This window comes from Lysinibacillus sp. fls2-241-R2A-57, from assembly GCF_030209535.1.
Taxonomy (GTDB): Bacteria; Bacillota; Bacilli; order Bacillales_A; family Planococcaceae; genus Lysinibacillus.
The window spans coordinates 1-2,676 of sequence record NZ_JARVRU010000107.1; the positions used below are offsets into that span (position 1 = coordinate 1).

At 36.5% G+C, this 2,676-nt stretch carries 2 protein-coding genes; both read left to right on the forward strand.

The window, feature by feature from the left end:
* The first annotated feature begins 1,337 nt into the window (after positions 1–1,337).
* The gene (locus tag QRN68_RS17080) at positions 1,338–1,973 is read left to right on the forward strand and encodes a hypothetical protein (RefSeq protein WP_285398114.1); all 636 of its coding nucleotides are present in this window, start codon (positions 1,338–1,340) and stop codon (positions 1,971–1,973) included.
* Between the two features lie 42 nt (positions 1,974–2,015).
* Complete coding sequence (locus QRN68_RS26960) at positions 2,016–2,159, forward strand: transposase (protein WP_350224360.1); 144 nt, start codon at positions 2,016–2,018, stop codon at positions 2,157–2,159.
* Positions 2,160–2,676: the final 517 nt, after the last annotated feature.

The following is a 2,676-nucleotide window of genomic DNA, read 5'->3' on the forward strand; positions in this document are numbered from 1 at the left end:
AGCGCCGATGGTAGTTGGGGGCTTCCCCCTGTGAGAGTAGGACGTCGCTAGGCAAAGAAACAGTCAGCTGTGTGCTGGCTGTTTTTATTTTATGGAATAAAATAAACTGAACCCCGAATAGTGAACACTTTAAAAAAGTGGACCTATTCGGGGTTTTTCTTTATTCAATAAATCAATTTCATAAATCATATTTTCCCAGAGCTTAGACTGCTCTATTAAGAAGACTTACGTTTTAAAAATTATGCTGCTTGAGTTTGTGTTTGTAATAAAGTATTGAGACGATCTAATGCTAATTTGCAGTCATTATAAACGTCACCAGGTTGAAATGAAGTTTAGCTTTTCTTCCTATTCTGCGACGGGCATTGTTTAACTGAAAATATTGCTTAAGTATGAGTTTACATGTTCAATGGCTGTTCGCTCTTTACACAGTTGTTTCCTAAGTTCAGAGTCACGTGCTGGACGTGAAATTTCGTAATCCATGTCAAATTGATTTTAAAAACCTTCTGACAAAGATCATCACATAACGGATAGCTTTCACATTCCTATGATTTTGTGAATTTTAGTGTTCGTTACTTTCATCGAAGTTGTCATAACAGTAGCTGTGGTTCACGTACATATGTCGGTCTGAAATGCTCCTCCAATCCAAGTTACTCGCTTTTATTGCGGACATTATAGAGAATGATTACGCGCATTTGTCGGGCATAAACCTGGCGATAAATCGGTTCAATATATAACCATCCAAATCGGCGTCATAAAGTGACTCGACAATATACTTTCTGCTTTTATTAAAAGAGGGATAGCTACTTTGCTATCTGATAAATTATCCGATGGCATCAAACGACTCACGATGTATTGATCCTTTATTGAAACAGCAAGATAACCTTTGGAGCTATAACAGAATGTATTTTTGCCATCAATTTTTTTCTGATGCCCCAGTTTGATTCAATTGGGCGTTCTATAAAGCGTTTCAAGTGAAGTATCTACCTGACGTTTGATTCTGTCGATTGACTTTCTTTAATTTCAGTTTGTGCAGCGAGCCAAGTAGTGTGTTCTTCTTTGATAGAGGGCCATGTTTTTTCAGTATGTTTCGCTGATCACGTGACTCAAAATGTGTGGTATCAAGCGCGAGGTGTTCATCACTAAGGAAATCTTCTACAAGATTGTTTGAATCGATATATCTTGTATGTGGTTGTGCACATCTGACTAACTAATGATGTCGAAGAAAGCTTGAGAGAGTTGTTTAAAAAGGACTATATTTTGATTAGGAATAAGGGCTCAACGCCAAAATTTGTTCTTGATTAAAAATGAATACAAAAAAGCACCTGTATCCGCTAGAGTTGAGAGTACCACCAAACAAATCAGCGAGGTATACAGATGCACTCTCATTCTATCAAGGATTTATGGGATTTACCAAAATTAAAAATTATTGCAACCGAAAAAATAGACCAACAGATTCTCATCGATGTGAGCCAATCGAATTGAAGCAATCATGTCTCATTTGCAAGTCTAATCAAACGATTCGTCGGGGGATTAGTTATAGACGTACAGTCCGTCACCTTGATGCTTTTGGGTGTCGAGTTTATTTAAAGTTGCCTGCTATTCGTCTTTCTTGTAAAGCGTATATAGCTGCTTTCGTCTGGCATTATGAATTTGTAGCACCTAACAAGCGCTATACAAAGGCATTTGAAACGACTTTACCAAAACAAGCAATTGGGGCAACTATCACACATACAGCGCGTGTAACGGAAACACCTGCGACAACGGTAGCTCGTATCGTGAAAACCTGGAAAAAGAAAGAAGCTTCACGTGTTCAACAAGCCTGTCAGCACAAGGCATCTCATTGTCAAAATCTCGTGCTTGGACTTGATGATTTTGCCATTCGCAAGGGGCATACCTACAATACTGGTTTGCATGACTTGCGAAATGGCACATTTTTAGATATTATTCCAGGACGCACCATCCTTGAATTATAAGCATATTTCTGCGAACAGGCGACACTTTGCGCATAATTTTTCATCCTAAAGTGCAAGACTGTTTGTAATTACCATCAATTACGTTTCACTAATGCGGCAGTTGAAGGGAAAAATAACCTCATTAAAGCCTTACAACGTCGTCACTTTTTTATGCGTAACCTGCAACACTATAAGGAAACGATTTGACTCGAGTGCAATGTAGAATGAATTGAATACGGCTCTTAGTCAAGTAGATGTTTTGGTGAAGAGCCGAAATAAGGATTTCCTTTAATTTAGTTTGTTGAGATTTATAAGAAAGAGATGTATAGCAATACAAATATAGAGGTAGCTAAAAAATTATAAGAGTTATTTAATACTCGAAAAATCGTAAAATAGCTTACTAATTCAAGATTTATAAAAAAGATAATTTAATAGCAAAAAAACACTTGCGAATGTTTTAGAATCATGATAAATTATTAATTGTCGCTAAGACGACGTAGAAACAAAACGAATTCGAAAAACATTAAAAAGATGTTGACATACGAATTCGAGAGTGATAGTATATAAAGAGTTGTCGCTTCTGAAACGAAGTTGAAAAACTTTCAAAAAAAGATTTGACAACGAAAACAAGAAATGTTATACTGAAAAAGTTGCTGAAACAAAACGGCGACGAAATGAACCTTGAAAACTGAACAAGCAAAACGTAATCAATAAAGTTTTTAGT